Genomic DNA, 24,647 nt, shown 5'->3' with positions numbered 1-24,647 from the left:
GGGCCTTTTCGCGGGGTGCCGGGCCTCCCGGCGGGCGGGGGCGCTCCGGACTTCATTAGAAAATGAAACGGCGGCTTGAGGCATCTCTCATGCTTCTGCTTTTGCTTTTATCCCTTGTCTGCACGCTTTTTACGTTTATGCAGTAAAGCCGAGTCTCGGCAAAAGTTTGAAAGATGAGAAAAAGGGGGGAGTTCTCTAAGAATGTCCTCTAAAACCGCGCCTACCCTTGGCCGGATATGCGATGGTTTATTCGCACCAACCTTGCTGTGCTGTTCACATTTGCCGCGATGTGGGTTTTCTCCTCGGCATGGGCAGCTTCGACCTTCGTGGTGACCTCCACCGCCTACACCTCTTCCGTGCGGGAGACCGACAGCACCCCCTTCATCACCGCCACCGGGGCGCGCACCCGCTTCGGCATCGTGGCGGTGAGCCGTGACCTCCTGCCCACCCTGCCCTACGGCTCGCAGGTGCGCCTGGAGGACCTGGGCAGCGTCAACGGCCGCGGGCGCGGGCAGTTCAACTACCTCTTCCGCAACACCATCTTCGTCGTCGAGGACACCATGAACCGCCGCTTCCGCTGGCGCATGGACATCTGGATGCCCAACCGCTCCACCGCCATCAGCTTCGGCGTGCGCAAGCTCCGGGTGACGGTCGTGCGGCTGGGCCGCGGCTGATCGCGCCGGGCCGACCGGCTAAAATAGGGTAAAGCCGATTGCAGAGGGCCGGCGCTCTCTGCAATTTTGCTGGCCCGACCCATGCGATTCGTCTGGTTCCTCGCCCTGCGCCACCTGCGCCACCGCCGCACCCAGAGCCTCATCACCCTGCTGGGCGTGGCGGTGGGGATCATGGTGCTCACCACCGCCCTGTCGCTGTTCAACGGCTTTAGCAAAGGCCTGATCGACGCCACTCTCAAGGCGGTGCCCCACGTCCTGCTGCTCAAGCTCGCCCCCGAGGCGCCCAACACCCCGCCCCTGCCCCACCCCGAGGTGCTGGCCCAGGCCCCCTTCCTGGCGGCCAAGGCGCTGCTGACCCGCCGCGCCGAGGAGGGGCGCAGCGCGGGGGTGGACTTCGCCACCCTGATCGGGCTGGGCGAGGGGGGCGCCGCCGTCTACCCCGACATCGACCTGAGCCAGCTCGAGCCCGGCACCGTCGTGCTGGGCAGCATGCTGGCCCGCAGCCTGGCCGCCTTCACCGGCGACAAGCTCGTCGCGCTGTCCATCGACCAGACCCGGGTGACGCTCGAGGTCGTGGGCACCTTCAGCACCGGCAACGCCCTGCTCGACGCGGGCTACGCCTTCACCACGCTCGAGGACAACCGCAAGCTCCTGGGCCTGCCCGGCGCCATCAGCGGCTACCAGGTGCGCGTGCGCGACCCCGACCGCGCCTACGAGGTCGGGCGGGCCATCAGCGGCAGCGACTACCTCCCCCAGACCTGGCAGAGCAACTACCGCACGCTCATCGAGCAGCTCGCCCTGCAGAAGCGCGTCAGCGGGATCATCGTCTTCCTCATCGTGGGCGTGGCCGCGCTGGGCATGGCCAACGTGCTGGTGCTGGCGGTGGTGGAAAAAACCCCCGACATCGCCCTGCTGCGCGTGCTGGGCGCGCGGGGCCTCCAGGTGGCGGGGGTGTTCGCGCTCGAGGGCGTCCTGCTGGGCGTGGGCGGCGTGGTCCTGGGCAACCTGCTGGGCTGGGGCCTGTCGAGCTACTTCGCCTGGCGCCCCATCCGCATCCCCGGCGACCTCTACTTCATCACCAGCCTCCCCGTGGACATCAAGGCCAGCGATTTCGTCTGGGTCTCGGCGATGAGCCTGCTGGTGGTGATCCTGGCCTCGCTGCTCCCGCTCGTGCGGGCGCTGCGGGTTAAGCCGGGGGAGGTGTTGAGGTGATGTCGGTGGTCGAGGGTCGATAGTCGATGGTCGATAGCCGATAGCCGATAGCCGATAGCCGGGCGCCGGGCGCGGGTCGTACGCAATACGCCGAACGCCGCCGAACGCCGAACGCCGAACGCCGAACGCCGAACGCAAAACGCAAGACGCAAGGCGCAAGGCGCAGGAAATCCTCCCTCCGGTCGGAGAGGGGCAGGGGAAAACTGAGGGCTGGAAGCTTGCTGTTCAACGCAAATTCGGCCCCAGCCTCAGGCGGAAGCCGAACACGGCCGAGCCGTTGGCGAGGTAGAGCGAGGGGGCGATCTCGGCGCCGATGCTGAGGGTGGGGTTGACGAAGAACTCGGCGCCGGCCACGCCCTCGAGGCCCCACAGCGCCACCCCGCCGCCGAAGATCACGCCCAGGCCGCCGCCGCCGTAGGGGAAGAAGCGGCCCTGGCCGAGGGCGGTGAGGGCGTGGAGGCCGAACTCGAAGAAGCCCACCGAGCCCTGGCCGAAGCCGACGTGGGCCCTCAGGCCGAGCGAGCCGAAGAGGTCGTAGTCGCCTGCCTGGAAGGTGAGCGAGGGGTAGCTCGAGCCCGCCAGCCAGTTGAAGTCCAGGCCCGCCCCGACGAAGAGGCGGTTGGGCTCGTAGCTCTGGGCCGAGGCCATTCCCCACAACAGCGCGAGCAGCACGAGGTAAGGGCGCATACCCCCATAGCCTAGCGCCCGGAGGGGTTTTCATACCAGATTCGGTTAGTTCGGCGCCGGATGGCGGCGAACTGACCCGACCGAAGTTATCCGCGTAGCGGAGGGCGGTAGCGCCCCTTGGAAGGGAGACGCTTGCTTCGCCGACCGTCAGGGAGGGGTGTGCTCTGGGATCCGAAAAGATAGCCCCTGGGTCTCTTTGGTTCGGATGATTATCTTTTTGAATCCGGTATCGCGCCCTCAATCCAACCTTGAGACACGCTACCGCCGGGGCTGGGCCGGTGGCTATACTCGGGGCATATGAAACCGTGGATCGCGCTGCTCGTGCTGTGCGGGCTGGCTTCGGCCCAGGTCCGGGTGGGCATGGCCTTCGACACGGGGGGCAAGAACGACCCCACCTTCAACGGCGTGGCCTACGCCGGGGCCCAGCGGGCCGCCCAGCAGCTCAAGGCCCTGCTCTACGACTTCGAGCCCGGCGACCCCTCCCAGGTGCTGCCGGGGGTGCGCAAGTTCGCCGAGGAGGGCTTCGACCTCATCATCGGGGTGGGCTTCGCCACCGAGCCGGGCATCACCGCGACCGCCAAGGAGTTCAAGGACACCAAGTTCGCCCTCATCGACAGCGTCTCCGACCAGCCCAACGTGCAAAGCCTGGTGTTCCGCGAGAACGAGGGCACCTTCTTGGTGGGCTACATCGCCGGCCGCCTGACCCAGACCGGGGTGGTGGGCTTCGTCGGGGGCATGGACATCCCCCTCATCCACAAGTTCGAGGTGGGCTACCGCGAGGGGGTCAAGAAGGCCTGCCCCACCTGCCGGGTGATCGCCAACTACGTGGGCAACACCCCGGCCGCCTTCAACGACCCGGCCAAGGCCAAGGAGATCGCCGGCCTGCAAAAAGCCCAGGGCGCCGACATCATCTACGCCGCCGCCGGCGCGAGCGGGCTGGGGGTGTTCAACTACGTCAAGGAGACCCGCTGCCTCAAGGCCGGCGACCTGCCCAGGGGCGTCCGCTTCATCCGCGACCCCTTCCGCACGGTGCCCAAGTACGCCGCCTATACCCAAGCCTGCACGGGCAACACCCGCCCCATGTTCTTCATCGGCGGCGACGGCAACCTCAACTTCCTGGGCGACACCGACTCCAACCCCCAGACCCTCAACCACGCCCTCACCTGCATGCTCAAGAAGGTCGACGTCGCCGCCTTCCGCGCCGTGGAAGCCGTGGTCAAGGGAACCTTCAAAGGCGGCATCGTGAGCCTGGGCCTCAAGGAGGGCGGTCTGGACTTCGCCCTCGACCCCTTCAACCAGGCCCTCATCCCCGACACCCTGCGCCGCGAGCTCGAGGCCCTAAAGAAAGCCGTCATCAGCGGCCAGATCAAGGTGCCGGACACTCGGTAGCCTGTAAGCCGTCAGCCCTCAGCTTTCCCACCCCTGCCCCTCCTTCCGGCCGGAAGGAGGGGATTTTTTGCGTCTTGCGTCTTGCGTTTTGCGTTTGGCTATCAGCTATGGGCTATCGACCATCGACTCACTCGTCACTAAACCGCTCTTCCTTCCAGGGATCCCCCCGCCGGTGGTAGCCGTTGACCTCCCAGAAGCCCAGCTTCTCGTCCTGGGTGAACTCGAAGCCGCGTAGCCACTTGGCGCTCTTCCAGGCGTAGAGGTGGGGCACGATGAGGCGCAGGGGGCCGCCGTGGTCGCGGGGGATGGGCTCGCCGAAGAGGGTGTGGGCGAGCAGGTTTTCCGGGCGGAGGAAGTCGTCGAGGGTGAGGTTGGTGGTGTAGCCGCCGTAGCAGTGGATCAAGACCGCGCCGGCCTGCGGCTTGAGCCGGACCTGGCTCATCAGGTCGAGCACCTTCACGCCCCGCCACCGCACGTCGAGCTTGCTCCAGCGGGTGACGCAGTGGAAGTCGGCGGTGAGCTCGGACTGGGGCAGGGCCATGAGCTCGGCCCAGGAGAGCTCGAGGGGCTGCTCTACGAGGCCCGTGAGCGATACCCTGACCTCTTCGGGCTTCAGGCTGGGGGTGGGGCCGTAGGTCAGCACCGGGAATTTCTCGGTGAGCACCTGCCCGGGAGGGACCCGCCCCTCCTCCTCGTCGCCGGACTTCTTGAGGAATTTGCCGAACATAGCCCAACGATAGACCCGGCCCTTTGGGGGCCGGGTAAGGGAGCGCACACTTATCGCGTTTCCCGCGAACGCCCGCCGGGATCGGCGGGCGTTTTATCCCACTCAGCCGACTCAGCTATGCGAGGTATCCGTGGGAGCCGCTCTTACTTTTTGTCGGGGCTTTCTACAGACAGACGCAGCAGGATCGGGTGAGTTTTGCCGTTGTAGCTAACGAAGGCACCTACTGCTCGTTCGGGGTTTTCGCTTACGGGGGTGGCGGCGAAGACGACCTCCACGTAGTTGTAAAAGTAAGTGCTATTGCCAGAGCGGCTGGCGATGCGGCGGATCAGGTTCGACCCTGCGAGCTCGAGCTTCCAGCCCTCCCCCTCGACACTCGCGAGCCTAAAGCCGCCGATCGACCTTTTGATGTAAGAACCCACGCTAGCCGAGTGGGTTTCGCTGTCCATCGGATCGAAGGCCCTCTCTGAGATGCCCAGGAGGCTAGGGTTCAGATGGACCGCGATGTAGCTGGTCGCCCCTGCCTTGACCTTCGCCTCACCGAACAGGGGGTTGTCGATGACAATAGGGTTATAAGCGGAACCCCCTTTTTCGAAGGGCACGCACGCGCTGAGGGTAGCCAAGCTGAGCAGGGCCAAAAGAGTAGCCTTTAGCTTCATACGCTGAAACTCCTTTTCCTCGATATCTCGAGGTCAGCCCAACTGTAACAAGACTCAATCCCGGATCATGCGAAATTGACCTGATTCTCAGCCTCGACCAATGGCCCGTGATTTTCGTTTAGAAAAGCTGGTTTTGGGTGGAACTACGGTAATTATGAACTAGGTTTATATCCTGCCTCACGGGGTTAATTCTCAGTCGAGCCCAAAAGGCCTCGCTCGAGGCCTTACACGAAGCGGGCCTTCACCCGCTGCCGCTGTAGCGGATCACCTCGACGCGCTCGAGCGTCACCAACCCCTCCCGCACCATGGCGTCGAGCACCGGGAGGAAGGCCCGGATCTTCTCGTCGCTGTCCACGATCTCGATCATGAGGGGCAGGTCTTCGGAGAGCTGGAGGAGCTTGGCGCTGTGGATGCGCGAGTGCGCCCCGAAGCCCATGACGCCCTTGAACACGGTGGCCCCGGCCAGGCCGTGTTGCTTGGCCTCGAGCACGATGGCCTCGTAGAGCGGGCGGCCCTGCCACTTGTCGCTCTCGCCGATGAAGATGCGCAAAAGCTTGGCTTCCCCCTCGAGTTTCATCGCTCAACCCCCCAGCCGGCCGCCCAGCCAGTACCCCGCCAGCACCGCCGCGAAGCCCAGCAGGACGCTGCCCAAGACGTAGCCCCAAGCCCGCAGCCACTCGCCGCCCTGCAGCAGGGTCAGGGTCTCCCAGCTAAAGGTGGAGAAGGTGGTGTAGCCGCCCAGGAGCCCCACCGCCAGGAACAGCCGCGCCTCGGCGGAGAGGCCGCCCTCCAGGCTCAGCCGCAACACCACGCCGATGAGGAAGCTGCCGCTCGTGTTGACGAGGAAGGTGCTCCAGGGGAAGCCGGGCCCGGCCCAAGCCTGGACCCAGGCCCCCAGGCCGTAGCGCAGGGCCGAGCCCAGCGCCCCGCCCAGCATCACCAGCAGCAACTTCATGGGCGGAGTATAGCAACAAGCTCAACGCCAGCTTAAGCCGGGTTTCGCGCCCCCGCTGGTAAACTCTGGCGATGAGGTTTTTCAGCGTACTGATCCTGGCGGCGGTTCTCGCGGGCTGCGCCCCGAGGCTGGGCGTGAGCGACGCCCAGCGGGCCGAGTGGGGCTTGCAGCCCGTCATCAGCGGCTTCGCCCCCGACCGCGGCGCGGGCGGGAAGTACAAGCTGCGCGAGCGGGCCTTCTTCGGCTTCACCCTGAGCCGGCCGGGCTACGTCACCCTGATCACCGTCGACCCCGACACCACCACGGTGGTGCTCGAGCGCAACGTGCGGCTCGAGGCGGGCGCCCATACCTTCCCCCTCAAGACCGACGTCACCGCTCAGGGGCAGGCCACCTACCTGGTGCTGCCGCCTACCGGGACCTCGCGCTTCCGCCTGCTCTTCACCGACGTGCCCGTCTCGGCGCCGAACCTCTTCCGCGGCAAGCTCAGCCCTGAAGAGCTCGACCAACAGACCCAGGCCTACCTCAGCCAGGCCGCCGTGCGCGACGTGGCGGAGACCACCCTCGAGGCGGTGCAGTGATGCACAGATTCCTGATCGGCACGGTAGCCCTGCTGGCCCTGCTCGCCGGCTGCACCCCGGCCGAGCCGGGCGGCTTCAGTCTCGACCCCAACGCGGTGGTGCTCCCCGAGGCCGAGGTGGACTCGGTGGCCGCCAGCGAGATGTACGTGCAGACCGACAAGGAGCTGAAGAGCGGCCAAGTCGTCATCAGCGACGAGGGCGACGGGCTGGTGCGCCGCATCACCGAGGCGACCACCATCGAGTCGCGGCAGGTGGGCGCCCAGATCGTGCGCAAGGTCTACCTCAAGACCGAGGAGGCCAGCCTCGAGGAGGCCGTGGCCGCGGGCGACGCCAGCCTGGACTTCGGCGACCTGCAGATCGGGCAGGACAGCCTGGTGCAGGCGCTGCCCGGCGTGAGCGTGCAGGACGTGACCGGGAAGATCAACATCAGCAACGTGAGCTTCCAGCCGGTGCAGGGGGTGACCGTGACCCTCAACGGCTTCGTGCAGCAGAAGCTCAGCCCGAAGTTCCGGTTGGTCATCAACAAGGCCGCCGGCAGCGGCGTGCCCAGCGTGGACGTTTTCGAGGCCGCGCTCGCCGGGAGCCTCACCGCCTCGCTCCAGGCCAAGATCGTGGCCGACAAGAAGTTCAGCCTGGGGGCGGGCACCGAGAAGCAGATCGCGCAGTTCGCCCCCTTGCGCCAGGCCTTCCTGGTGGGGGCGGTGCCGGTGGTGGTGGTGGTCACGCCGCGCCTGGTGGTGGGGGCTTCCGGCGGGGCCGACAACCAGGTGACCATCCAGGCCGGCATCCAGCCCACGCTCAGCGTCAACGCCGGGGTGAAGTACGACCGCGACGCCGAGAAGAAGTGGGTGGGGGTGTGGACGCCGCCCAGCTTCAACCTCAACCCCTCCTTCAGCTACACCGTGCCCAGCAACGGCAACGGCCAGCTTTACGCCAAGATGGTGCTGGACGTGAAGCTCTACGGGGTGGCGGGGCCCACCCTCGAGGCCAAGCCCTACGTGGGCATGACCTTCAAGCCGGCCCCGGCCACCGCCACCGTGCGGGCGGGCCTGGGGGCCAGCGGCGCGGTCTCGGCCGGGTTCAAGGTGCTGGGGAAGGGCCTCGAGCTCGGCACCAGCGCCCTCACCTACGACGAGGGCAAGGACTTTAGCTGCACCACCGGCGGCTGCACCCCCGCGAGCAGCGCAAGCCAGTAATCGTTACCGCTGCGTTATCAGGTTGGGGCTATCCTTCCACCGAGTCCTGACCCTCTCGAGCCAGTCAAGGCTCGGGATAGGGCGGATCTCGAGGAGGGTTTAGCATGGCGGGTATGGGAACCCCTACGCTGAGGCCGGGTTGGGTAAAGGTTGGCCTCATCGTCTTGACGGGAGTGGCCTTCGGGAGCTCGGTCGTGGTCAACCGCCTGGGAATCCGCGAGATCCCGCCGCTGCCTTTCGTGGGGCTGCGGCTCCTCGTCGCTGCGCTGGCCTTCGTCCTGATCCTGGCGATCCTGCGGCGTTCGGTGCCGCGCAATGGGCGCACCTGGGCCGATCTGGCCTTCGTGGGCCTGACCAACGCGGCTTTCCCGGTGGTGGCCTTCACCCTGGCCTTGCAGTTCATCTCGAGCGCCGTGCTGACCGTATTCATCACCCTGGCTCCCCTGTTCACCGCGGCCCTGGCCCACTGGTTGCTGCCGGGTGAGCGGCTTACGCCGAACAAGCTGGCCGGGTTGTTCCTGGCTTTCGGCGGGGTGCTGCTCCTGCTGGGCACGAGCACCAACGGGCTCGCGGACAGGAGCGGCTTCGACCTGCGCGGACAGTTGCTGGGCCTGGCAGGGGCGCTTTCCGTCGCGGTTTCCGTGGTTTACACCCGGCTGCGCCTGCGGGGGACCGACCCCATGACCGTGAGCGCCCTGCAGACGGTGATCGGGCTTTTGCTGGTGGCCCCGCTGAGCCTGGGAGGGGGCCTCGAGCCGGGGGGCGTCAGCGGGTGGGGCTGGTTCGCGGTCGTCTACACCGGGTTGGTTGGCTCGAGCCTGGCCATCCTGCTGGTCTTCTACATGGTGCGCCGCTACGGGGCTACGGTTTCCTCACTGCCCACCTATGTCATGCCTGCCGCGGCGGCCCTGCTGGGCACCGTCGTGCTGGGGGAAGTCCTCACGCTGCCGCTGGCGGGCGGGGCTGGCCTGGTGTTGCTGGGGGTTTACCTGGCGGGCCGCTGAACCCCTGGGCGGGTTTGTCCGCTCTGCTGGAGCCTCATACAATAGCCTGTGTTTTCCTTCGCGATCACCGCTCGAGCCGGCCGCGCCCGCACCGGCGTGTTCGAAACGCCCCACGGCCCGGTGCAGACCCCGCTGTTCATGCCGGTGGGCACCCTGGGCAGCGTGAAGGGGATCAGCCCGCAGGAGCTGCGCGACATCGGCAGCCAGGTCGTTTTGGGCAACACCTACCACCTGCTGCTGCGCCCCGGCCCCGAGCGGGTGCGGGCGCTGGGCGGCCTGCACGGCTTCGCCGCCTACCCCGGCCCCTGGCTCACCGACTCCGGCGGCTTCCAGGTGATGAGCCTGGGCCACATGCGCCGCATCAGCGAGGAGGGGGTGATGTTCCAGAGCCACATCAACGGCGACCTCATCGAGCTCACCCCCGAGAAGAGCGTCGCCACGCAGGAGGCGCTGGGCGCCGACGTCATCATGGCCTTCGACGAGTGCCCGCCCTACCCGGCCACCCGCGAGTACCTCAAGGAGTCCATCGAGCGCACCCTGCGCTGGCTCGAGCGCTGCCTGGGGGCCAAGACCCGCCCGGATCAGGCCCTCTTCGCCATCGCCCAAGGAGGGGTGGACCTCGAGCTGCGCCGCGTGAGCGCCGAGGCCACCGTGCCCTTCGACACCCCCGGCTTCGCCATCGGCGGGCTGGCGGTGGGCGAGCCCAAGGAGGGCATGTACCCGGCCGTCGGGCTCTCCACCCGGCTCCTCCCCGAGCACAAGCCCCGCTACCTGATGGGCGTGGGCCACCCCGAAGACCTGGTGGCCTCGGTGGCCCTGGGCGTGGACATGTTCGACTGCGTGTACCCCACCCGCACCGGGCGCTTCGGCTACGCCCTCCTCCCCGAGGGGCGGCTCAACCTCAAGCTCACCCGCCACCTCGATGACCCCAGCCCCATCGACCCCGAGTGCGACTGCTACGCCTGCCGCCACTTCAGCCGCGCCTACCTCGCCCACCTGGTGCGCGCCGACGAGATGCTGGGCCTGCGCATGCTCTCGCTGCACAACCTGCGCTACCTGCACCGCCTGATGGAGCAGGCCCGCGCCGCCATCCGCGAGGGCCGCTACGGCGACTTCGCCCGCGACTTCGCCCGTCGGCGCTTCGGCGGCGAGGTGCCGGGGTGGTTCCGGGGAGCGCTCGAGGAGGGCGGGCATTGGTAGGGGGGTGTCGATGGTCGATGGTCGATAGTCGATAGCTGATAGCTGGTCAAGGGTCGAGGGCCCAGGGCCAAGGCGTCTTGCGTTTTGCGTCTTTCGTTTGGCGTTTGGCGTTCGGCGTACGACGTAGGACGTACGACCCGCGTCTAGCGTCTGGCGTTCGGCTATCAGCTATCGGCGTTTAGCATTCGCTACCGACGCGCGAAAAACCGCGACTCCTCCACGACCTGCCGCCAGGGGAGGTACGTGGCCTCGGCCGCGCTCGCGCCGGTGCGCCCCAAGAAGGCCCGCACCACCGCGTAGCCGAAGGTGTAGCCGGCGTAGTCGGGGATGCCCTGCTTGGGGTAGCCGAACTGTTCGGCGGCCCAGTCGCCGAAGACGTAGCCGCGCAGGGTGTCGAAGCCGGTGGCCTCGAGCGCCTCGGCGAAGCGGGGCTTGAGGGCCTCGAGCTGCTGTGCGCTGAGCGCCGTGGAGTAGGGCCCCACCAGGCTTTCGTCGCCCGCCACCTCCACCCCGAAGGCCTCGGCCAGCCCCTCGGCCACCATGTACTGGCCCACGGTGGTCTCGGGGGTCCAGGGCTCGTGCTGGAAGCGCACGATGTGGTTGAGCTCGTGGGCGGCGGCAACGGGCAGGCGGGGCAGGCTGGTGGGGTTGGGCCAGCCCATCACCAGGGCCATCCCGGGGGCCTGGAAGCCGGTGTAGGCCCCGTACTCGGGCCGCAGGACGCGGGGGCTGCCCAGCAGCAGGGTGAAGCGGACGGGGGCCGGCTCGAGCCCGTGCGCTGCCGGGTCGAGCCGGGCCAGGGCGTCCTGGGTGGCCCGCACGCAGGCTTGCCAGGTCCCGGCCTGCTCGAAGGCGTCCAGGGCCCGCAGCCCGGCCTCCACGTCCTCGGTGGGGTTGTAGAAGCCGAACGCCTGGGCGGCGGCGAGGGCGGGGTCGCTCGAGGGCCCGGCCGCGGGCATGCGTTGGGCGAATGGCTTCCAGAACGGGCCCAGCTCCTCCATGGCCTCGCGGAACACCTCGAGCCGCCGCTCAGGCGGGGCCTCCAACGCCGCGCGCTGGCGGCTCAGCCCGTCGATGGGAATGATCTGCATGGCGTCCTCCTCCGGGCCTGTGGGCCCACGGGGAGATAGGGTAGGGTCTCCAGCGGCTAGAGAGTCAAGGCCGCCTCGGGGGTCAGGCCCGACTCGAGCGCCTCCGCCAGCGCCAGGCCGAACCCGGCCCGGGGGGAGAGTCCCAGGGGCGCGTGGCCCGAAGCCTTGGCGGCCTCGTCCCCGAAGAGGCAGGCGAACAGGGTGGGGTAGCGGCCCGAGTCGCGGTACGGTGCGACGACCGCGCGGGTGTAGGCCAGTTCCTCCTCCTCGAGCCAGGGCTGCACCCCGGCGAAGGCCAGGGCGTGGCCTTCGGCCCACAGAAGCTGCCCCAGGGTGCGCGGCTTCCCGCGCTGCAGCAGGTGGGCGTAGCGGTACAGCGTGCTCAGGGTCGCCCGGCGCACGTAGGCCCTCGAGGGCGCCTCGGAGGTCCAGCAGGGGAGGGCGAGCCAGGGGCGCTTGAGCAGGGCCCGGGGGTCGGAGGTCAGGAAGCCCAGCTCGTAGGCAGAGCGGTCGGTCCAGCCGCCCTTGAGGTCGTCGAGAACGGCCAGTGAGACCTTGAGGGCGGGTTCCAGGCCGAGCCGCCGGTTCGCGTCCTCGGTGGCCTGCGCGGCCAGCGCCTCCGCGCCCAGCTCGAGCAGCGCGTCCACGTAGGCGGCGACGTGCTCCTTGCCCATGGGGTTGATGGCCGCCAGGGGCGGCAGCGCCACGTCGTCGCCCGCGGGGTTGACCATGGTCTGGAGGTACTTCCTGAAGCGCCCCATGCCGCGCGGGACCGCGTAGATCTCGCGCTGGACATGCAGCAGGGGGACGTACTCGAAGGGCATACCGCTCACCGCGTTCAGGCTAAACTCTGTAGTGACTGGAGGGTCAAGATGCAGCGGGGCCTGTACACCATCGGCGAGGTCGCCAAGCTCAGCGGGTTGCCCGTGCAGACCATCCGCTACTACTCCGACATCGGCGTGTTGCCGCCGTCGTCGGTCACGGAGGCCGGCTACCGGCTCTACTCCGACGCCGACTGCGCGCGCCTCGAGCTCGTGCGCACCTTGCGCGGCGTGGGCTTCGACCTCGAGACCATCGCCCGCCTGCTCGCCGGCGAGCTCTCCCCCGCCGACGCGGTGCGGCTCCAGGTCGAGGCGCTGGAGGTCCAGATCCGCTCCCTCAAGCGCCAGCAGACCGTGCTGCGGGCCGTGCTCGGCGGCGACGAGCCTGCCCTGCTCTCCCGCCTCAACCGCATGCACGCCCTGGCCCGGCTCGACCGGCTCGAGCGCGAGGACTTCCTGGCCCGGCACCTCCAGCGCGGCATGGGCGGCCGGCGCGGCGACCCCGAGATCTGGCGCGCCGCCGTGCTCGAGCTGCCCGAAGAGCTCGGCGAGGCCGAGCTCGAGGCCTGGCTCGAGCTCGCCGAGATCGCCTCCGACCCCGCCTTCTTGAAGGTGCTGGAAAACCAGGCCCGCTTCGCCGACCACCTCGACGCCTCGGGCGCAGGCTGGGCCCATTGGCAGAAGGCCAGCGAGCCCTGGCTGCAGGCCGCGCTCGAGGCCATCGAGCAGGGCCACTCCCCACAGAGCCCCCGGGGTCAGCAAGTGGTCCAGGGCTGGCTGACCGCCCTCGCCCAGGCCTTAGGCCGCACCGCCGAACCCGGCTTCGCCCGCTGGCTGCTCGAGCAGCTCGAGGCCACCACCGACCCCCGCATGCACCGCTACTGGCAGCTCATCGCCGTGCTCAAGGGCTGGCAGCACCAGCCCCCACCCCTGGCCCAGGCCATGGACTGGCTGCTCGAGGGGTTGCACTCGAGCGCCGCCGTTGGTAGGAAACAGGGGGCTGGCGGCTAGTGGCAGGCCCCTTGTCGAGGGCCGAGGGCCGAGGGCCAAGGCGTACGACGTAGGACGTACGACCCGCGTTTCGCGTTTTGCGTTTGGCTATCAGCTATCGACTATCGGCTATCGCCCCCTACCCCTCCCGATAAAACCGGCTGTTCAGGTAATAATCCGTGAACAGGATCTTCACGAACGCCACCGTAGGCACCGCCAGCAGCGCCCCGGGGATGCCGAAGAGGCTGGCGAAAATGAGGATGGCCGCGATGGCGGTCACGGGGTGGATGTTGACCGCCTTGCCCACGATCTGCGGGCCGAAGAGGTTGCCCTCGAGCTGGTTGGCGATCCACAGCACCAGGACGGTGAGCAGCATCTTCAGCAGCGGCGGGTTCTGGGTCAGGGCCAGCAGGAGGGCCGGGACCGAGGAGATGATGATCCCCACGAAGGGGATGAAGTTGAAGATGAAGGCCAGGAAGCCCAGGCTCGCGGCGAGCGGGATGCCCACGATCCACAGCCCCAGGCCCACCACCGTCCCCACGCACAGCGCCACCAGGATCTGGCCGCGCACGTAGCCGCCCACCGCGCGGTCGAGCTTGCCGGCGATCTCGAGCGTCAAGGGCTGGTAGGGGAGGGGGATGGCCTTGAGCAGGGTCTGCCCGATCTTGGGCAGGTCGTAGAGCAGGTAGATGGAGATGGTGAGCGCGGTGAAAAGCTGGAACACCCCGCCCAGCAGCGAGACGATGAAGCCGATGATGTTGCCCCCCTGCGACAGCAGGGCCCGCAGGGCGTTCAAGAGGGTCTGGGTGAAGCCCTCGAGCAGGCTCTGCAGCGAGCTCGAGGCCTGTTGCAGGGCCAGCTCGAGGGCCGGCGGGAGCTGGATCCGCCCGATCTGCTCGGGCAGGCCGCCCACCCAGTTGAAGAAGGGGGTCAGGACGGCGGGCAGGTTGGAGGCGAAGGCGCTGAGCTGCGTCACCATGTCGGCCAGCAGCACCGAGGCCAGCGCCAGGAACAGCCCGAGCCCCACGTACACCGCGATCACCCCGATGAAGCGGGGCAGCCTCCGGCGCTCGAACCAGCGCACGATGGGGCTGGTCAGGTAGGAGAACACGAACGCGAGCACCAGCGTGGTTACGGCGCTCTGGACGCGGCCCAGGGTCTGGAAAAGCACGATGATCAGGAGGACGTAAACCGCGACCCGCAGCCACGGGTTGCTCCACACCTGCCGGAAGGTCTGAATCACGGGGCTATTCTAAGCCAAACCTCACCTTTGCCTGCGCGGGGAGGGCTTCGCGGCGCATGTCCTGCCCGAAGAACTTGTCCTTGTCGGGCTCGCCGTCCCACAACTCGAAGAGCAGGCGGGCATTGGCGCGGCTCTTCTGGACGGCGGCCAAGGTCCCGGAGTTGCCCACCTTGCCGATGAGGTCGCCCTTCTTGACCTTCGCCCCCACCCGCACCCCCGGCGCGATCTCCGAGAGGTGGGCGTACACCGTGACCAGGCCGTCGGCGTGGCGGATCCACACCTCGCGCCCGCGCAGGCGGTCCATCTGGGCGGGGCTGGCCCCGTTCGCCACCGCCTCGAGCAGCGCCGCGAACTCGGCGGGGGTGTTCTCCTTGTAGGCGGTCTCGGCCTTGATCACCTCGCCGCTCCCCGCGGCCACCACCCCCATGCCGTAGACCACCGGCACGCAGGACTCCCCGTTCACGAAGACGAAGCCGGGGTTCTGGCCCTTGCGGTACGCGCGGGGCGCGCCCGGCCAGTTGTCCTGGTCCTTGGGCAGGCAGGCGCCGGGCAGGGGGAAGGCGAAACCCTCGGGCCCCTGCACCAGCCGGGCCTCGAGGCCCCGCATCTCCTCCCGCAGCGCCGCAAGCTGCCGCCGGTTCTGGTTGGAGGCGACGGTGACCACCAGGGCGTAGAGCGTGACCAGGGCCAGCACCACCCAGCCCGGCTTGATCCGCATGGGCTTAACTTACCGCACCCCGCCGGGGACATAAAGGCGAGGTGGGCGGGCGGGATGTAACGCCGCGGCGTAATGGGTGGGCGGGGCAGAGCGACAGGGCGTCCGGCCCCTGGAGCCGGGGCGAGGGGCGGGGGGTTTGCCGGGAATAACGTCGGGGATAACGCCGCGGCTGCAGAACGCGCGTGCTCGATGGGCTAAAATCTTCGGGATGGAACTCGAGCCCGCCGTCCGGACGGCTTTGCGCTTCCAGCGCTACGACCCCCAGCCCGAGATCGAAGGGGTCTTTTACCAGCCCCTGCGCAAGCACCGCTCGCTGGAGGGGAGCTTCATGGAGTACCTGCGGCTGCAGGGGGGGAAGGTCGAGGGCCTACCCGCCGCCTTCGAGGCCGCGCAGATCTCGCTGTCGTGGGCGGTGCCGGGCCGCGTCAACGCCTTCCACCTCCACCCCAAGCGCACCCAGGACGAGCTGTGGTGCGTGCTCGAGGGCGAGCTTCTGGTGTGGCTGGTGGACGTGCGCGAGGGCTCGCGCACCCAGGGGGCCCGCCGCAAGCAGGTGCTCTCGGGCGAGGCGCCGGGGCTGCTGCACGTCCCCACCGGCGTGGCCCACGGCTATAAGGCCGGCAGCCGGGGCGCGCTGCTGCTGTACGCGATGAACAGCCAGTTCGACCCCGCCGACCCCAACGAGGGCCGCCTGCCCTGGGACCACTTCGGGGCGGAGCTATGGGAAGAGGACCGTGGCTAGCATGAGGCCCCCCGCGGAATCGCCCGCGGGCCGCTCCGGGTCGTCGTGCCTGCTGCGGCCGTCAGCTACCGGCTACGGGCTATCGGCATAGGATCAGGGAGGTATTGCAATGGCGTTCAAACGAGTGCTGGTTACGGGCGGGGCCGGATTCATCGGTTCGAATTACGTGCACTACGCGGTCGAGAAGCACCCCGAGTGGGAGATCGTGGTGCTCGACAAGCTCACCTACGCGGGCAACCTGGAGAACCTCGAGCCCGTCCGCGGCCGCATCACCTTCATCCAGGGCGACATCGCCGACCCCGACGACGTGAGGCGGGCCATGGACGGCGCCGACGCGGTGCTCAACTTCGCCGCCGAGAGCCACGTCGACCGCTCCCTCCTCGACCCCCGCCCCTTCGTCAAGACCAACGTCGAGGGCACGCTGGTGCTGCTCGAGCAGGCCCGCCGGCAGGGCCTCGAGCGCTTCCTGCACGTCTCCACCGACGAGGTCTACGGCGACTTGTGGGGCGTGGAGGGGCACTCGCTCGAGACCGACCCCTTCCGCCCGCGCAGCCCCTACGCCGCCAGCAAGGCGGGGGCCGAGCACCTGGTGTTCAGCTACGGCATCAGCTACAAGCTCGACGTGGTGGTCACGCGCGGCTCCAACACCTACGGCCCCTACCAGTACCCCGAGAAGATCATCCCGCTGTTCATCACCAACGCGCTCGAAGACAAGCCCCTGCCGGTCTACGGCCAGGGCCAGGCCCTGCGCGACTACATGCACGCCTACGACCACGCCGCCGGCATCGACTTGGTGCTCCACCGCGGCAACAGCGGCGAGGCCTACAACCTCGGCGCCCGCGAGCAGATCCCCGGCACCGAGGTCGCCGAGCGGGTGCTCGAGGCCCTGGGCAAGCCCCACAGCCTCATCAAGTTCGTCGAGGACCGCCCCGGCCACGACTACCGCTACTCCGTGGACCCCTCCAAGGCCGAGGCGCTGGGCTGGGTGCGCAAGTACCGCTTCCCCGAGGGCCTCGCCGAGACGGTGCGCTGGTTCGAGGCCAACGAGGGCTGGTGGCGGCGGGTGCGCGAGAAGAAGGAGCACCAGGAGCTGATGCAGGCCTGGTACGCCAAGCGCTGAAGTGCGCCCAAGTCTAGAGCCCCCGCCCCGGCGGGGGTTCGGCTTGCCCGCTCCCTGACCCTGTGCTACAATCCCCTTTGCTCGCGGGGGCCGTTAGCTCAGCCCGGTAGAGCACTCGTCTCCAAAACGAGGTGTCGGAGGTTCGAATCCTTCACGGCCCGCCAGCATCGCAAAAATTGAACTTGGCAGCGCAAGCCCTCCTCACCGGGTCTCTCAAACAGGAGGGCTTCATGCTCGAGGTAGAAACCCAGCCCTACTCCAAGAGCGTCTATCCCCTCGACCGCCTGCTCGAGGCCGGGGTGGAATTCCTGTGGGCAGGCGGGGGCGTGTTCGTGCTCCGGCGCATCGATGGATTGGGCTGGTGCTGGATGGACGTGCGCGACCTCGAGTTCGCTTTGAGAAAAACGTCGTCCGTAGCCTTTTCCCGCTACGCGCCGGCATGCGCCGGTACCGAGAAGACCTCGAGGCCCTGGGACTGCAGGCGTGCCCCGAGCCATATTCGCGTGCGGTGGCAGAAGTTCCTGCGGTGCGATCCGGCCGTTGTGCCCCGCCCCTCGCTTGCCCGGCGCCCACTTATTTGCTAAACATAGTAGATAAGCGGTACGCGCAGGCGGTCAATTGGGTGAGCGGGTGGGTCTATATGGACAGCCGGGACCACACCAACATCGGCGCAAACCGATTGCTCGAGCGTTTGCTGGCCGGGGACAGTGATTCGGCGTGGAGGCTCTACCAGGGCCTCGAGAACCCCACGCCGCTGGAGGACCGGTTCGCGGGCACGGCCCTGCTCAACCTGGGAGAGGCTGGCCGGGCGAAGAACCTGCTGCTGCGGGCCTGGGCACGCGGGTGCCCCGAGGCGGGGATCGAACTGTCGACCGTGGCCCGGAGCCTGGGGGATTTCCGGCTCGCCCACAAGGCCCTCCAGGGCCTCGACCCCACCGCGCTCTCGGACTTCGACAAGTGCCTGTTCTTCCGGGAGAAGGGCATGCTGCTCTACGAGACGGGGAGGCTCGAGGACGCCATCGAGCACCTCGAGGAGGCTTGGGGTAACACGTTCCGCACCCCCCTCGCGGAAGCCCTGAAGCCGCCGATCCTGCACGCGCTGGGCTTCCTCTACTCCCTCAAGGGCTTCGAGCACCAGGCCACGGAGTGCTTCGACAGCGCGCTGAGCAACGCCTCACCGGCCCGCCGCCTGATGGTGCTCTCCAGCCGGGCGCTGAGCCTGATCTACCTGGGCCGCTACGACCAGGCCGCCGCCGACCTGGCGGCCATCGAGGCCGCCGCCAGCAGGCCCCCCGTGGTCGAGCTGGGCTACTTGTACGACCGCGCGCTGCTGGCCAAGGCGCTGGGGGACCGCGCCAGCGCCAAGGAACTGTTCTGCCGCTGTGCCGAGCGGGCCGAGCACTACTCGCAGCGGGACTTCGAGAGCTACGCCGACCTCTCCCTCGTCAGCCTTTACACCGCCGACGGCGACACCGCCCAGGCCCGCAAGTACCTCGCCAAGGCCCGGGGCCGGGTCTCCTCCGAGCGGGCCGCTCTCATGCTCTCGTTGCGGGAGGGGGTCTTGGCCGGGGCGGAGGGAGCGGCGAAGCTGGCCGAAGTGGCGGAACAGTTCGAGCGTGGGCACTTCTACCGCGAGGCCAGTTGGGCCTGGGCGCACCTGGCCAACGCCTACCTGAAGCAGCAGAACCCCGCGATGGCCGAGCTGGTGTTGAACAAGGCCATCGACGCCTGCCACGCCCTGAGGTCGGTCGCGGCGCTCAGCCCCGAGCTCAGGCTCATGCCCGAGTTGCTGGAGTACATGGCCTCGCTAGCGCCCGACCGGTACGCGGCCGGGTTCTACCAGGAGTACCTCAAGCTCAGCGCCGCCAAGCCCGGCCTGCGGCAGCTTCGCCTGGTGAGCCTGGGGGCTTCGCGGCTGCTGCTGGACGGTCAACCCGTGCGGCTGGGGCTCTCCCGCAGCCTCGAGGTGCTCGCCTACCTCCTGCGCAAGCCGGGGAACAGCCTGGAGGGGATCCTGGCCGACCTGTTCCCCGACGCCGACCCCAAGCAGGCCCGCAACTACTTTCACCAGACCCGCTACGACCTCGAGGGCGCGGTCCCTGGGCTTTCGATCCCTTTCGACCGGCTCCGCCGCAGCTACTCGGTGCAATTCGAGGACCTCGACTTCTCCTGGGACGCCGACGACGTGCTAAGCGCCCTCAACACGCCCGAGCCCCAGACTGTGCTCGAGCTCTTCGAGCTGTACCGGGGGCCTTTCCTGCCTGCGGCCAGCAGCGAATGGGCGGAAATGGAGCGTGAGGAGTTGGCTTGGTCAGCGCTCAAAATCGGGCTACAGATCCTCGAGCGGTGGTTCGAGCAGGGGATGTACCGGGAGTGCCTGGCCCTCGGACGCCGCCTGCTCGAGATCGACCCCTGCAGCGAACCCCTCTGCTACTACATCATCGAGTCGGTGCGCTCGCTCGAGGGGGAGATCGCCGCCCGGCTCGAGTATGAGCGGATCTGCGAGCGGTACCGCCGCGAACTGGGAGAAGTGCCGCCTGCGGTGCGCAGGCTGATGCCCCAATCGAACTGAGCATCGCCTCGCAGGTGTGGCTGCGGCGGAGGCTGCCCGTGTCCGGGGTGGCCCCCGCCGCGTGCTGCCATCCCACCGCCGGTCCGGGTCGCCCCCGCCGCCACGCAGCGCCTCGAGGCCGTCCCCCGCGTCGGGCCTGCGCTCGGGGCAGCCGCCGGGCCCGGTTCCTCCGGCGCCGCTCGGGTGGAAGGGTCGCGGCCAGCCCGGCCGGGCTGGCCGCGTATTCCGGGCATGCTGCCCACCCAGGTGCCGGGGAATAAGCCCTCCTGGACGGCTGAAAACCGGTTGCTGGGCAGGGGGCGGGCCCAGTTCGTGCCGCGGCCGTCTATCAATACGTTTGCAATACGGGGCCCGTCTATCCTGTGGCCAGAGATAAGGAACGGAAGTCAGCGGAGGTGAAGAGATGAAGAAGATGCAGCAAGCCGTGGTCTCCCTAACCCTCCTCGCACTCGCCCTCTTCGCGCAAGCTCTGGCGGACCCGGCGAACGTCGGCAGCGGCCTTGGCAGCGCGGTATCGATCCCCACCGGCCAATCGGCGCCAGCGCCCGGCGGTCGGTAGAAGACGGAAGCCCGGAAGGTTGTGCCACTCAGGTCTGGTCTGAGCGTTCCCGGGAGCTCAGCGACCAGATTGCCAATCGCCAGGCCCCGACGGAGTGGGGTGGCCCGAGCCACCAGGGGCCCGGCACATGAAGGAGGAGGTTATGGACAATACCAAGAACACCCCCAAGCCCGAAGACATCCAGGCCGACTTCAACCTCGAAGACCTCGACCTCAACGACGTGAAAGTGCTGGCCGAGAGCGACAGCTACGCCCTGCCGGAGGCCGGAGCCAGCATCGGCAAGTTCTCCTGCACCATCGTCATCACCAAGTAAACGGCTGCTCGACGCCCGTCAATCTGTCCCAGTTCGGCTCTCGGGCTCAGGGCTGGGACAGATCCTTTCCTCGGGGCCCACGTGAGCGGGCTCGAGCCCCGACCAGGAGGAGGCAATGGCAAGGACCCCCCCATCCAAGCTCTGGAACCGCGACTTCACCATCGTATGGCTGGGCAACGCCCAGTCCGACCTGGGCAGCGCCCTGAGCACCGTCGCCCTGGCCTACTTGGTGCTCGACCTCACCGGCTCGGTGGCCGCCACCGGGGTGGTGCTGGCGCTCGGCATGCTGCCGGGCCTGTTGGCCCCCTTCGCGGGCACCCTGGTCGACCGCGTCCCGCTCAAGGCGCCGCTGCTGCTGGGCGATCTGTGCAAGGGGCTGCTGGGGTTGGGGGTGTGGTACCTGGCGATCCGGGGTGAGCTCAGCCCCGACGTGTTGTATGCGGTGGCCCTGCTCCAAGGGGGGATTAACACCTTCTACAATTCGGCCTTTCGCGCCTGGCTCCCCCAGTTGGTCCCTGCGGGCCAGCTCGCCCGCGCGAACGGCCTGATGGGTGTGGCGAGCCAGTCCACGACCGTGGTGGGGCTGGTGGCCGGGGGCTTCCTGGTTTCGCTGCTGGGCAGCGCCACCGTGATCCTCCTGGACGCGGCTTCCTTCTTGCTGATGGCCGGGCTCCTGCTGCTGGTCTCCAACCCCCCGCGCCCCGCCCGCGCCGGCGAGAACACCTACTTCCAGGACCTGCGCGAGGGCCTGGTTACGCTGTGGGCTTCGCCGATCCTGCGCCTCATCCCGCTGCTGGGGTTCTTCGCCATGGCGGCCTTCGCCCCCCTCAACTCGGCGATGCCCAAACACATGCTCGACCTGGGCGGCGGCCCTGAGGCCTTCGGGGTGTTCGTCGCGCTCGTCAGCACGGGCATGCTCCTGGGCAGCATGGCGGTCACGTGGCTGGGGGCCCGCTTCGACGCGCGGCGCTCGGTGACGCTGGGCTACGGCCTGGCGGCGGCGGGGTTCACGCTCCTGGCGCTGGCCGGCTCCTACGCGCCGGCCCTCGTGGCGGCGGCGGGGATCGGCCTGGGCGTGGGGCTCGTGACCCTCGCCAACACCTACCTCCTGCAGACCCTCGTCCCGCACGGCCAGCTAGGGCGCGCCTTCGGCGTGCTCGAGGCCACCGGCCAACTGGGCATGCCGCTGACCCTCCTGGCCCTCGCCGGCTTCATCGACCGGGTCAGCCTGCCCTGGGTTTTCGCGGGGGCCGCGGCCGTGACCGCCGCCCTGACGCTCGCCTGGGCGGCGGTGGCCCGGGGGCAGGGGGCACAGGCCGGCGAGCCCGTGTTCCAGGCGGCGGAGGCGGGCGGGAGCGCCGCCGATTAACCGGGGGGCAGCGATGAGCGCGGTGCGGCAACTGGAGCGGAGCACTGGCCCCTTCGGCCCGGAGCCGGGCGGCCGGCTGGCGGCCGCCGGCTCCCGCTACCTCTGGATCTCGCCCGGTACGCACACCGCCGAGGAGCAGGCCCGGCTGCGCGGCCTGCTGTCGGGCTGGGACCCCACCGCCACGACCCCCTTCGCCGACCTCGAGCGGCGCCACCCCTTCGCGCGGGCGTGGCTCGAGCTGTGGTCGGGCAACCCCTCGCGCTCCTGGCTGAGGCTCGACCTGCTGGAGGGCCAGCTCCAGGTCATTCCCCTCGAGGAGGGGGCCGGGCCCGAGCCCTTCCTGTCCCCGCGCCCCGAGCACGTGGACGGGAGCTGCCGCCAGGCCGCGCCCCGTCCCCTGGGCGGCGAGCTCAGGGCCTGGCTGCGCGGGGAGGTGGTGCGTGAGGACGGAGTGCGGGGCACGGCGGTGAGCCGCTGCGACCTCCCCCTGGGCCCACACAGCGTCCCCACCTTCGGCCGGGCCAACAACTACCGCGACGCCGAGCTGGGGGCGCTGCTGGAGGCGCTCGAGCGCAAGGCCAGCACCGACACGGGGCAGCTCGAGGTCGTCCGGGGTAGCTGTTCGCGCCTCTGCCGTGAGCACCCGCTCCTCGACCCCCTCAGCCTGGTCCAACCCCGCCCCGAGGACCTGCGCCACGTGCCTGGGCTGGTGCCCTACGACCCAGACCTGCCCATCGAGTGGGTGTGGGGGTACTCGTTCCGCCGGCAGGGGCCTGTCCTGGTGCCCGCGGCCCACGCTTTCCTGGGCTACGCGGGCCGCCCGCGCTTCGTGAACGAGACCTCTAGCGGGACGGCGCTGGGGGCCAGCCTGGAGGAGGCGCTGCTGCACGCGCTGTTCGAGGTGCTCGAGCGCGACGCGTTTCTGATGACCTGGTACACCCGCGCGCCGGCGCGGCGCATCGACCCCGAGGCCCTGGGCCGGCGCGAGGTCGGGGTGCAGCTCGACTGGGCCGCGCGCCTGGGGTACGAGGCGCGGCTTTACGACATCACCCAGGAGGCCGGGCTGCCGACCGTCTGGGCCCTGCTGGTCCGCACCGACGGCGGCGCCCCCTACTCCCTCAGCGGGGCCGCGGCCCACGCCCGGACCTGGCGGGCGGCCCGGGCGGCCCTGACCGAGGTGCTGACCTCACTGCAGCTCACCTTCGACCTCTACGACCCGGGCCGGGCCCGGCAGTGCCTGCACGACCCCGGCGCGGTGGAGGGCGAGCTGCACCACTACCTCCGCTTCGCCCACCCCGAAAGCGCTGTCCTGCTGGACTTCCTGTCCGGCGAGGCGGTCGCGCCCTCGAGCCTGGAGGCCCGCGACCGGGGCTGGCCCGGCGGCATCACCGCCAAGCTGGTCGTGCTGGTCGAACGCCTGCTGCGGCACCACCCCGACGTGGTCTTCGTCGATCTCACGCCCCCCGCCCTGCGCGGGCACGGCCTGCGCTGCGTGCGGGCCCTGGTGCCCGACGCGCTGCCCCTGGCCTTCGGGCACCGGCAGCGCCGGGTTCACGCCTGCGCGCGGCTGCGCCGCCGCCTGCCGCCGGGGGCCGACCTCGAGCCCCTCTTCACCCCACACCCCTTCGCCTGAAAGGAGGCCCATGACCCTACCCGCGACCCTCACCCCACCCCGCCGCGCCGGCCCCGCCGGCTGGAGCCCCGCGGACTTCGCCGTGCTCCGCTTCGGGAGCGTGCCCGCGGGGGTGCTGGAGCAACTGCGCTTCGACAGCGCCGAGCTCGTCCGCCGCCACCTCGATCTGGAGGGCCGCCTGCGCCGCTCGGCCGAGACGCTGGGCCTGGAGCTCGAGGCCCGGGTAGCCGAGGCGGGGGAGCGGCGCGAGCTGCGCCTGGCGCTGATCAACCTGCGGCGGAGCATCCGGGAAGGGCGGGCGCCGTCCGAGCGGGACCTGGCGGTGCTGCGGGCCGAAGACCACCCCGCCCTGCCCTCCGTGCAGGCCTGGGCCGCGTCGCGCCAGGAACTCCAGGGGCTCGAAGCCCGCTTCGAGCACGAATTCCTGCAGGAGTACGGGCGGGTGCAGCAGCGCCTGAAGGAAGCGGTGGTTCGCTCCGAGGACCTACTGGCCGCGCTCGAGGCCACCGCGCCCGACTTCCTCGACAGCCTCCAGCAGTACCTCGCCGCCGCGCCCAGCCCCCCGAGCACCTGGCGAAAGGTCGAGAACACCTTGATGGTCTACCTCAGCCGTTGCGCTCTCAAGACCAGCCCGCTGAGCCGCTTCACCCACACCGCGCTGGGGCGTGCCGGGGCTGCCCCACAAGGCGCGGCCTTCTGCGCCCGGGTCGACCTGCACCGCGCCCTGGTCGAGGAGGTGTACCGCCACGTGCTGGGCCACCCCGACCTGCAGCCCTACCTCCCCCTGGCCCTCAACCCCGACCTGGCCCGCGGCGACGGCGGCTGGACGCTGCTGCAACGCCAGCGCGACGCGCAGGGCCGAGCCCGCGACCGCTGGCTGCAACTGCCCACCTCCCCGGCGCTGCAGGCCGTGGGGGAGCTGCTCAAGGGGGGGCCTCTGGCCAGGGGCGACCTCGAGCAGGCCCTGTGCCACAGGCTAGGGGTGCCGGAGGGCCAGGCCGGGCGGGTGCGCGGCTTCGTCGAGCAGCTCCTCGAGCGCCAGGTGCTGCTCCCCGCCGAGGGCTTCGCCGACATGACCCCCGACCCGCTGGGCCGGCTCGAGGCCTTCCTGACCGCCCTGCCGCTCGAGCGTGCCCGGGGCTGGGCCGAGGAGCTCCGCCGGCTGCGGGCCTGCCTGCGGCAGTACGGCCGGACCGAC

Annotated in this window: 26 protein-coding genes and 1 tRNA gene; 18 read left to right on the top strand and 9 right to left on the bottom strand. The window is 69.3% G+C overall.

Translation table 11 applies throughout. The features are described 5' to 3' along the window. The first annotated feature begins 287 nt into the window (after window positions 1–287). Window positions 288–674: a 3D domain-containing protein gene (locus tag MEICH_RS0100200; RefSeq protein ID WP_051303803.1), complete on the top strand. Its 387-nt coding sequence runs from the start codon at window positions 288–290 to the stop codon at window positions 672–674. A gap of 81 nt (window positions 675–755) precedes the next feature. After that, window positions 756–1,886, top strand: coding sequence for an FtsX-like permease family protein (locus tag MEICH_RS0100195; protein WP_027890949.1), 1,131 nt, complete (start codon window positions 756–758; stop codon window positions 1,884–1,886). A 225-nt stretch (window positions 1,887–2,111) separates the two neighbouring features. Here the strand turns inward: MEICH_RS0100195 and MEICH_RS0100190 are convergent, their stop codons facing one another. Further along, a complete protein-coding gene (locus MEICH_RS0100190) occupies window positions 2,112–2,573 on the bottom strand; it encodes a hypothetical protein (RefSeq protein WP_027890948.1) in 462 nt (153 codons plus the stop codon). 297 nt (window positions 2,574–2,870) lie between these two features. Here MEICH_RS0100190 and MEICH_RS0100185 point away from each other — a divergent pair, with 297 nt between their 5' ends. Next, window positions 2,871–3,962 carry a BMP family lipoprotein gene (locus tag MEICH_RS0100185; RefSeq protein WP_027890947.1) on the top strand — a complete coding sequence of 364 codons (1,092 nt, stop codon included), beginning with the start codon at window positions 2,871–2,873 and terminating at the stop codon, window positions 3,960–3,962. Window positions 3,963–4,089: 127 nt separating this feature from the next. Here MEICH_RS0100185 and MEICH_RS0100180 read toward each other — a convergent pair whose 3' ends face one another. The 4 genes from MEICH_RS0100180 to crcB form a co-directional block, all read right to left on the bottom strand. Next, on the bottom strand, window positions 4,090–4,689 hold the full coding sequence (locus tag MEICH_RS0100180) for a sulfite oxidase-like oxidoreductase (RefSeq protein WP_027890946.1): 600 nt from the start codon (window positions 4,687–4,689) through the stop codon (window positions 4,090–4,092). 143 nt (window positions 4,690–4,832) lie between these two features. Beyond that, window positions 4,833–5,345, bottom strand: coding sequence for a hypothetical protein (locus tag MEICH_RS0100175; protein ID WP_036218061.1), 513 nt, complete (start codon window positions 5,343–5,345; stop codon window positions 4,833–4,835). Window positions 5,346–5,586: 241 nt separating this feature from the next. Further along, the gene (locus tag MEICH_RS0100170; protein WP_027890944.1) at window positions 5,587–5,922 is read right to left on the bottom strand and encodes a DUF190 domain-containing protein; all 336 of its coding nucleotides are present in this window, start codon (window positions 5,920–5,922) and stop codon (window positions 5,587–5,589) included. Window positions 5,923–5,925: 3 nt separating this feature from the next. Beyond that, a complete protein-coding gene (gene crcB, locus MEICH_RS0100165; protein ID WP_027890943.1) occupies window positions 5,926–6,300 on the bottom strand; it encodes a fluoride efflux transporter CrcB in 375 nt (124 codons plus the stop codon). Window positions 6,301–6,371: 71 nt separating this feature from the next. On the opposite strand from crcB, the gene MEICH_RS0100160 reads away from it, so the two are divergent. The 4 genes from MEICH_RS0100160 to tgt all read left to right on the top strand — a co-directional run bounded on the left by MEICH_RS0100160 (window position 6,372) and on the right by tgt (window position 10,278). Next, the gene (locus MEICH_RS0100160) at window positions 6,372–6,878 is read left to right on the top strand and encodes a hypothetical protein (protein WP_027890942.1); all 507 of its coding nucleotides are present in this window, start codon (window positions 6,372–6,374) and stop codon (window positions 6,876–6,878) included. Next, a complete protein-coding gene (locus MEICH_RS22795) occupies window positions 6,878–8,074 on the top strand; it encodes a hypothetical protein (RefSeq protein ID WP_051303802.1) in 1,197 nt (398 codons plus the stop codon). The genes MEICH_RS0100160 and MEICH_RS22795 overlap by 1 nt, the downstream gene beginning before the upstream one ends. 104 nt (window positions 8,075–8,178) lie before the next feature. Continuing rightward, window positions 8,179–9,078, top strand: a complete 900-nt coding sequence (locus tag MEICH_RS0100150) for an EamA family transporter (protein ID WP_084542104.1) — start codon at window positions 8,179–8,181, stop codon at window positions 9,076–9,078. A gap of 48 nt (window positions 9,079–9,126) precedes the next feature. Beyond that, a complete protein-coding gene (gene tgt, locus MEICH_RS0100145) occupies window positions 9,127–10,278 on the top strand; it encodes a tRNA guanosine(34) transglycosylase Tgt (RefSeq protein ID WP_027890940.1) in 1,152 nt (383 codons plus the stop codon). A 188-nt stretch (window positions 10,279–10,466) separates the two neighbouring features. Here tgt and MEICH_RS26700 read toward each other — a convergent pair whose 3' ends face one another. Then, on the bottom strand, window positions 10,467–11,369 hold the full coding sequence (locus MEICH_RS26700; protein WP_051303801.1) for a DUF2268 domain-containing putative Zn-dependent protease: 903 nt from the start codon (window positions 11,367–11,369) through the stop codon (window positions 10,467–10,469). Window positions 11,370–11,425: 56 nt separating this feature from the next. Next, a complete protein-coding gene (locus MEICH_RS22785; protein WP_051303800.1) occupies window positions 11,426–12,193 on the bottom strand; it encodes a hypothetical protein in 768 nt (255 codons plus the stop codon). A gap of 48 nt (window positions 12,194–12,241) precedes the next feature. Here MEICH_RS22785 and MEICH_RS0100130 point away from each other — a divergent pair, with 48 nt between their 5' ends. After that, window positions 12,242–13,201 carry a MerR family transcriptional regulator gene (locus tag MEICH_RS0100130; RefSeq protein ID WP_027890939.1) on the top strand — a complete coding sequence of 320 codons (960 nt, stop codon included), beginning with the start codon at window positions 12,242–12,244 and terminating at the stop codon, window positions 13,199–13,201. Window positions 13,202–13,319: 118 nt separating this feature from the next. Here the strand turns inward: MEICH_RS0100130 and MEICH_RS0100125 are convergent, their stop codons facing one another. Both MEICH_RS0100125 and MEICH_RS0100120 read right to left on the bottom strand, forming a co-directional pair. Further along, a complete protein-coding gene (locus MEICH_RS0100125; protein WP_027890938.1) occupies window positions 13,320–14,423 on the bottom strand; it encodes an AI-2E family transporter in 1,104 nt (367 codons plus the stop codon). Window positions 14,424–14,427: 4 nt separating this feature from the next. After that, window positions 14,428–15,141 (bottom strand): M23 family metallopeptidase, encoded by a 714-nt coding sequence (locus tag MEICH_RS0100120; RefSeq protein WP_027890937.1) that lies wholly within the window; start codon window positions 15,139–15,141, stop codon window positions 14,428–14,430. A gap of 208 nt (window positions 15,142–15,349) precedes the next feature. Between MEICH_RS0100120 and MEICH_RS0100115 the strand changes: the two genes are divergently transcribed. The 10 genes from MEICH_RS0100115 to MEICH_RS0100070 all read left to right on the top strand — a co-directional run. Continuing rightward, window positions 15,350–15,883 carry a dTDP-4-dehydrorhamnose 3,5-epimerase family protein gene (locus tag MEICH_RS0100115; RefSeq protein ID WP_027890936.1) on the top strand — a complete coding sequence of 178 codons (534 nt, stop codon included), beginning with the start codon at window positions 15,350–15,352 and terminating at the stop codon, window positions 15,881–15,883. Between the two features lie 109 nt (window positions 15,884–15,992). Continuing rightward, window positions 15,993–17,003 carry a dTDP-glucose 4,6-dehydratase gene (gene rfbB / locus MEICH_RS0100110; RefSeq protein WP_036218059.1) on the top strand — a complete coding sequence of 337 codons (1,011 nt, stop codon included), beginning with the start codon at window positions 15,993–15,995 and terminating at the stop codon, window positions 17,001–17,003. Between the two features lie 87 nt (window positions 17,004–17,090). Beyond that, window positions 17,091–17,167 (top strand) — tRNA-Trp (locus tag MEICH_RS0100105). A gap of 66 nt (window positions 17,168–17,233) precedes the next feature. Next, entirely contained in the window at window positions 17,234–17,587 is a 354-nt protein-coding gene (locus tag MEICH_RS29080) for a hypothetical protein (RefSeq protein ID WP_169730611.1), read from the top strand. Between the two features lie 56 nt (window positions 17,588–17,643). Then, window positions 17,644–19,575, top strand: coding sequence for an AfsR/SARP family transcriptional regulator (locus tag MEICH_RS0100095; protein WP_027890933.1), 1,932 nt, complete (start codon window positions 17,644–17,646; stop codon window positions 19,573–19,575). A gap of 403 nt (window positions 19,576–19,978) precedes the next feature. Then, the gene (locus tag MEICH_RS28270) at window positions 19,979–20,134 is read left to right on the top strand and encodes a hypothetical protein (protein ID WP_157202526.1); all 156 of its coding nucleotides are present in this window, start codon (window positions 19,979–19,981) and stop codon (window positions 20,132–20,134) included. A 142-nt stretch (window positions 20,135–20,276) separates the two neighbouring features. Continuing rightward, window positions 20,277–20,447, top strand: a complete 171-nt coding sequence (locus MEICH_RS28265) for a thiopeptide-type bacteriocin (protein ID WP_157202525.1) — start codon at window positions 20,277–20,279, stop codon at window positions 20,445–20,447. Window positions 20,448–20,562: 115 nt separating this feature from the next. After that, window positions 20,563–21,816 (top strand): MFS transporter, encoded by a 1,254-nt coding sequence (locus MEICH_RS22780; RefSeq protein ID WP_051303799.1) that lies wholly within the window; start codon window positions 20,563–20,565, stop codon window positions 21,814–21,816. Window positions 21,817–21,829: 13 nt separating this feature from the next. Continuing rightward, on the top strand, window positions 21,830–23,449 hold the full coding sequence (locus MEICH_RS0100075; protein ID WP_027890932.1) for a YcaO-like family protein: 1,620 nt from the start codon (window positions 21,830–21,832) through the stop codon (window positions 23,447–23,449). A 10-nt stretch (window positions 23,450–23,459) separates the two neighbouring features. Next, the coding region (locus tag MEICH_RS0100070) for a lantibiotic dehydratase (RefSeq protein ID WP_027890931.1) at window positions 23,460–24,647 on the top strand (1,188 nt) is incomplete at its 3' end.

The sequence above is a fragment of the Calidithermus chliarophilus DSM 9957 genome, from assembly GCF_000430045.1.
Lineage (GTDB): Bacteria > Deinococcota > Deinococci > Deinococcales > Thermaceae > Calidithermus > Calidithermus chliarophilus.
Note: the sequence above shows the minus strand (reverse complement) of the source record. Positions and strands in the feature narration are given on the sequence as shown.